Consider the following 5,875-nt stretch of genomic DNA (forward strand, 5'->3'; position numbering starts at 1 on the left):
TCGTTATGGTAGAAATCGAGTTTTTTCATAAGATACGAAAGTGTCGTGATTTCTGATGGCGATAAATCTCCTACTACGATGCGTGAGACTTTGCTCATTTCTGGAAGTACGTTCATTACTTCCATTTTTCCTTTCTCGGTAATACTTACCCTAACGCTTCTTTTGTCTGTCAAATCAGAGAATTCATGTATCAATCCTTGTGCTACTAATCGTTTGATTACTTCTATTCCTGAGGTTTTTTCCATGACTTGTTTCGAAATCAATTCGGTTTTGGTCAGGCTTTCAAAGGTGATAAGGGTGATTAAAAAGGCAAATTCGTCCGCTGTTTGAATGATACTGTGCTGTAGTGCCTTCTTGATGTATCCTTTGGCATAGCTAAATAACAGTTTCACCAAGATGGCAACATCGCTGTTACTTTCTTGTCGGACTATATTCAAATGTTGCTCTTTGTCTCCGCCCATTTTACGCATCTCAATATCCTTGCTTGGGCGTTGGGTGTTGAGATACCCCAGAAAATCATCTAAAGTATAATCATTTCCACCTTTATAGTCTGTATGAAATTGATCGAGATGTTCAATTATTTCTATTAAAACTTGCTTATTCATAAGCCTCAAAACCGTTAAGTTGTGGTAAGTAATAATGCAATTTTGCATTATTGAGCTTTATGCAATAAGCTGTAAGCATTAAGCAATGAGCTAGTAATTTCTCATAAAATATTTTGATTCTTTTTGCTTATAGCATAAAGCCTATAGCCTAAAACAGGTAAAATTTACTCCCAAATTTACATAATTATTGCTTATTCAACAGGGCGGAGCCTTTGCCCAGAAGTTGCCCAGCTTCATTGTAACAATAAGCTTCAAGAAATTTCTGGTGTTTATTTGGGGTAGAGAGCCAGTCAATTTCTATCGTAAAATCATGGATTGTTTGCTTATTCGTCCATAAATTAACACTGTGAAAATTACTGAGTTGGAGATGTTCGCCATATTCAACAAATCGTTTGTAAAGCTCTAGAGATTGAAACAATAGAGCGTCAATCGAAAAGTTGTTATCTTCTTTGAAATAAACATTCTTTTTCGAAAAGAATAAACTAAAATTATCGGCATCCAAATTCCAATTTTTTAACTCGAAGCCAAAAGACTCAATGGTTGAATGAGTTGCGAGAAGGCTTTGTGCGATGGTATCAGGTTTGAGAGTCATAGTATTTATTTTTTAAATTTTTCGAGAAGGGTTCCACTGTTATATAACTTTTCCACAAGGGTTTGGTTGAGCTGTTCTTTGAGTTGTAGTTGTTGAACGAGGGCTTTTTGTAAAGCGCTTTCTTGGGTATTTAACTCGGCGGCCTCAAATTGTCCTGTTTGAAAGCGTGCTTGAAAGATATCTAGGTTTTCTTTTAAAAGGGCGATATTTTTTGTGGCAAAAACAATCTCTTTCTGTAGTCTTTCGATGGTAGTGGTATTTTGGAGAATATCCTTATTTTTTTGAGATTTTAATTCTTCCTTTTGATTTTCTACTACCGTCAGTTGCTTTTTGAGTTGTTTGCTTAGATTAATAGATTTGTCTGGGGCAAAAATGGGTAATTTCACAGAAAGCCCTACATAGCTATTGCCAAACCATGAATTCGCCAAAAAGGGATTGATAGTTTGGGTGTACTGGTTGGCGCCAATGTATCCTTGAACTCCCAAGGTTGGTCGATACTGCGTTTGCTCAGTTAAAATTTGCTGATTGAGGAGTTGTTCTTGTGTAAGAAACTTTTGAAAATCAATACTTGATTCAAAGGTGGTATTGTTGGGCGTATTGTTCAAAACCTCGTTGATAGGGGTATATGAATCAGCTAAGAGTTTTTCGAGACTGATATTGGTAAGATAATTCAAATAAATTTTCTCGTTAATCAGGTTTGAAAAAGCCTTTTGAAAAGCAGATAGGTTATTGTTATGATTGATTTTGGCGGTATTCCATTCTGTTTTCAATATTTTCCCCTCTTTAAACTTTGCCTCCATCATAGTCATCGAAATATAACTGCGAACAGAATCAGAGGCTGATTCTTGACTTTGAAGTTGGTAAAGAAGGATTTGGCTATAAGATTTGATAATTTCATAGACAAAATCTTCTTCAGCTTTTTTGAGGTCCCAATTTGCTAAAGCCTCATTGATTTTACTTTCTTTAATTTTACTTTTTAAAGATAAATCAATCAAGGGTTGATATACCGTAACTCCTGCATTTTGCTGCCAATTGCTACCAAAACGAATTGCCTGCGTTTCAGAGGTTGAAGCACCGCCAAAAAGACCTGTTGGAACTACCTGCGTGGCAATAATCGGGTTGTAATGGTATTCGTAAGCTAAGGAAATTTGTGGTAAAAATTTAGATTGAGCATCCAAACTTTTTAGTGCAGCCACAGCAAGATCTGTTTGGGCTGTTTTGATGCTAGGTCTATGCTTCAAGCCATTTTCGATACATTCATTGAGTGTAATTTGAGCATACATGGAATGCACCAATAGCAAATAAATGATGATTAGTATTGATTTCATAAAATATCAAGATATATCGAATGATGAATTAGGAGTGGAAGAAGGATAATAAAAACCATTTATTTCGGATATCGGATGTGGGATTTCGGAAGTGTAATCTTTTATGTTTTGTAAAAAATAGAGGTATTTTACTTTATTTCCGAAATCAAAAATCCCAAATCCGCAATTCAAAACTCACCGCTATCCCCTAAATACCGAGGCTGGCTCGACGCCGTTGATTTTCTTGATGGCAAACAACGAGCCTCCCATTGAGATAAATAGGGTAATAATAAATAAGCCCAGTATCTCCAAAGCCGAATAATTTATAGCTAATCCAGCATTTTCTACTCCTTTTTTGAAACCTAGTAAAAGCGCAAAAGCAATTACAAAACCGATAATAGCAAAAAAGAAAGATTGTAGTAAAATCAAGTTTCGGACATAGCTGTTGGTAGCTCCAATGGCCTTGAGAGTACCATAATCCTTTATACGGTCGAGTGCCGCCGAATACAGTGTGAGTCCAATGATAAAGAAGCCACTAATGATGGCAAACACAACCAACGACCCTACACTTGTACCTATATTAGAGGAGATAGTGATAAAACTAATCGTGGAGGCCTGAAGCTCGTTGGCGTCCCAAGCACGAATGCCATAAAATTTGGTATTAATACTTTTGATAACAGAGGCTACATCGTAACCCGGCTTTACTTGAATCGCGACGATGCTGACTTTATTTTCGGGAAAACCACCATAGTAGCGTGCTTTGCTCAGGGTGGTATAAAAGAATGCTCCAGCAAAACCTCTAGCGTTTTTGGTTTGTAGGCGAACTTGAGCTTCTTTGCCATTAATTTCGACTCTAGTGCCTACTTCGAGTGCTGCATCAAAAGTTTTTTGGTCAAAGAACTCTGCCGACATTGCTTGGTCTTGTGCCAAATCGCTGATATCTCCTTTGAAAACCTTTTGTGGAGTTGGGCCTGCCACAAAATAAGGTGCTTCGCTTCCAATCAATAAAACCGAGGCAGTTTTTCCGTTTTTGAATTTTACCAAACCATTTGATATAACCACTGGATAAGTATTGGCTACACCATCAATACTTCTGATTTCTCGAACATATCGCTCGTCTAGTTTGCCAAGTTCGTTGGCATTGCGGGTAATATTATCGATGACCCAAATTTGAGCAATATCCTTACGAGAGTTTTCTACGAGTCCTCCCATGAGACCAGTCAAGAAGCCAAGGATACCGATTTGTTGACCAATCAGAAAAATACTAATCACAATACCCACGATTACGCCAATACTTTTGGCGGTGTCGTATTTGATAAATTTAAAGGCCGTCAGTATCATAGCTTGATGTTACATTCAATTTTGGCATTGATAATGAGATTTTTGTCGTCAACCACCGAGATGCGTATCTCACGAACTCTTCGGTCTTCTTGGTCATCTGCTTTTTCAGAAAACAGTGATTTCTTTTTCAAATAAGGAGCCATCGACGAAATTTGTCCTTTTGCAATAACCTTATTACTTCCAATATTGACGATTTCGACAGTGTCCCCAATTTTGATATTATTACTAAACATTTCATCTACCTCGGCTCTTATGATAAGCTTTCCTTGAGGAGCCACCTCTGCATAGCTGGCATATTGGCTAACTGATTCGCCTTGATTGACTGTTCTGTCGAGGATAATACCTGCAAATGGAGCTCTGAACACTTTTTTGCTGGCCTCACGATAGAGGGTTTGTAATTGTGTTTGAAGTTCATTCAGCTCACTATTGGCTAATTGTACTTGCGTTTTGGCTGCACTGAGATTGGCTTCCAAAACCTCTAAGTCTGTTGATAAATCATCATAAACTTGTTGTGTTTCGGCTCCTTTGGCAATTAGTTGCTTCGCTCTATCCAGTAGTAGTTTTTTGTTTTTGAGATTGGCCGTAATCTCTACGACCTTAGTTTGAGAAATGTCTATCTGTGTGCGCTGAGTGGATATTTTAACTTTCAACTCATTGATTTTATTTTGTTCAGCGTCATCATCGAGTTGTAAAATAACCTCATTGACTTGCACCTTGTCGCCATCATTTTTCAAGACTTTTTCGACAATACCGCCTACTGGAGCCGATAGATTGATAATACCATTTTGTGGTTCTACTCTTCCGATGGCTACTACCAATTGAGTAGGAGCTTTGGGATTGGATTGTTTCTGATTAAGGGATTCTTTGGTTTGCTCTTTATTGCAGCTCATCAGAAGAGCTACCAATAGGCTTAATATCAGGTAATGCTTCATTTTGATAGTTATTGTGAATGAAAGTACAAAAGCATATTGCTAAAAACTCAAACTCTTTTTGGTATACGTAACCGTCTGTTAAAGAAGCATATCCTTTTCTTCCTGATGGTCCGAAATCATACCGTTGTTGACGTAAATAATTCTATCTGCAAACTTTTTTAATCGTAAATCATGGGTAACAACCGCCACAGATTTTCCTGAAGTTGAAAGCATTTTGAGCTCATCCATTACAACAGACACACTTTTGGTATCGAGGGCTGCCGTGGGTTCATCGCATAACATCAAGGGTGGGTTGGTTACTAGTGCACGCGCAATGGCCACTCTTTGCTGTTGCCCGCCACTTAGCATTTTAGGAAGGTTGTACATGCGGTCTTCCATACTTACTTTGCGTAGGGCTTCTGTAGCTCGCTGACGTGCTTCTTTTCTAGAAATCCCTAACAATAACAATGGCTGCATGACATTTTCGAGGGCATTGAGTGGGACTAATAAATTGAAGCTCTGGAAAACAAAACCAATGTTTTGAAGACGTACTCTGGCGAGTTGGTTTTGATTAAGTCCATTAATCAATTGGTCACAAATTGTAACCTCACCTGTGCTAGGAAAAATCACGCACCCTAAGAGTGATAGTAAAGTGGTTTTTCCAGAACCAGAAGGACCAATGATAAGTGTTAGCTCATTTTTTCTGAATTCACAACTCGAAGGTTGTAAGGCAGTAATGACGGTATCACCAGTTTTGTACTGCTTCGAGGCATTTGAAACACTTGCTACAATTTCCATAAATAGTACGATAACATTTTACTTTTTCAAAAGTAATACAAATATTCGATATTTATATATGTTTTCGTACTATATTTTTTGTAATAGTTCAAAAACATATATAAAACATCTGGGCGGGTAAATTGTTTGAAGAAGTTTTAGGAAATGTTAAAAGGTACTGAGCGTAGATATGTTATACGATTGATGGTCAGTTTTAAAACTGTTAAAAAATAAGTCCAATACTACGTCTAGAACGAGGGTAAACTTCCGACTAGCGGGTGAATTAATTCACCCGTATCGAAAAAATGAGTCTAAGACTTAAGCCTTGGGTTAAGCTCTAGT

General features: G+C 37.5%; 6 protein-coding genes. All 6 read right to left on the reverse strand.

The window, feature by feature from the left end; genetic code table 11:
• On the reverse strand, positions 1-605 hold a 605-nt coding region (locus tag ACOVQ4_RS04890; protein ID WP_421819535.1), incomplete at its 3' end, for a MarR family winged helix-turn-helix transcriptional regulator.
• A gap of 184 nt (positions 606-789) precedes the next feature.
• Positions 790-1,197: a hypothetical protein gene (locus ACOVQ4_RS04895; protein ID WP_421819536.1), complete on the reverse strand. Its 408-nt coding sequence runs from the start codon at positions 1,195-1,197 to the stop codon at positions 790-792.
• 5 nt (positions 1,198-1,202) lie between these two features.
• On the reverse strand, positions 1,203-2,525 hold the full coding sequence (locus tag ACOVQ4_RS04900; protein WP_421819537.1) for a TolC family protein: 1,323 nt from the start codon (positions 2,523-2,525) through the stop codon (positions 1,203-1,205).
• Between the two features lie 180 nt (positions 2,526-2,705).
• Entirely contained in the window at positions 2,706-3,845 is a 1,140-nt protein-coding gene (locus ACOVQ4_RS04905) for an ABC transporter permease (protein ID WP_421819538.1), read from the reverse strand.
• Positions 3,842-4,777, reverse strand: coding sequence for an HlyD family secretion protein (locus ACOVQ4_RS04910; RefSeq protein WP_421819539.1), 936 nt, complete (start codon positions 4,775-4,777; stop codon positions 3,842-3,844). Before ACOVQ4_RS04910 ends, ACOVQ4_RS04905 begins: the two co-directional genes overlap by 4 nt.
• Positions 4,778-4,855: 78 nt before the next feature.
• The gene (locus ACOVQ4_RS04915) at positions 4,856-5,554 is read right to left on the reverse strand and encodes an ABC transporter ATP-binding protein (RefSeq protein WP_421819540.1); all 699 of its coding nucleotides are present in this window, start codon (positions 5,552-5,554) and stop codon (positions 4,856-4,858) included.
• Positions 5,555-5,875: the final 321 nt, after the last annotated feature.

Origin of the sequence: Flectobacillus sp. (genome assembly GCF_049240685.1) — a bacterium.
Taxonomy (GTDB): domain Bacteria; phylum Bacteroidota; class Bacteroidia; order Cytophagales; family Spirosomataceae; genus Flectobacillus.

Excerpts from the sequence above, each read along its gene's own strand:
- ACOVQ4_RS04915 (WP_421819540.1), bottom strand. The coding sequence starts at position 5,554 with ATGGAAATTGTAGCAAGTGTTTCAAATGCCTCGAAGCAGTACAAAACT.
- ACOVQ4_RS04895 (WP_421819536.1), bottom strand. The coding sequence starts at position 1,197 with ATGACTCTCAAACCTGATACCATCGCACAAAGCCTTCTCGCAACTCAT.
- ACOVQ4_RS04900 (WP_421819537.1), bottom strand. The coding sequence starts at position 2,525 with ATGAAATCAATACTAATCATCATTTATTTGCTATTGGTGCATTCCATG.
- ACOVQ4_RS04910 (WP_421819539.1), bottom strand. The coding sequence starts at position 4,777 with ATGAAGCATTACCTGATATTAAGCCTATTGGTAGCTCTTCTGATGAGC.
- ACOVQ4_RS04905 (WP_421819538.1), bottom strand. The coding sequence starts at position 3,845 with ATGATACTGACGGCCTTTAAATTTATCAAATACGACACCGCCAAAAGT.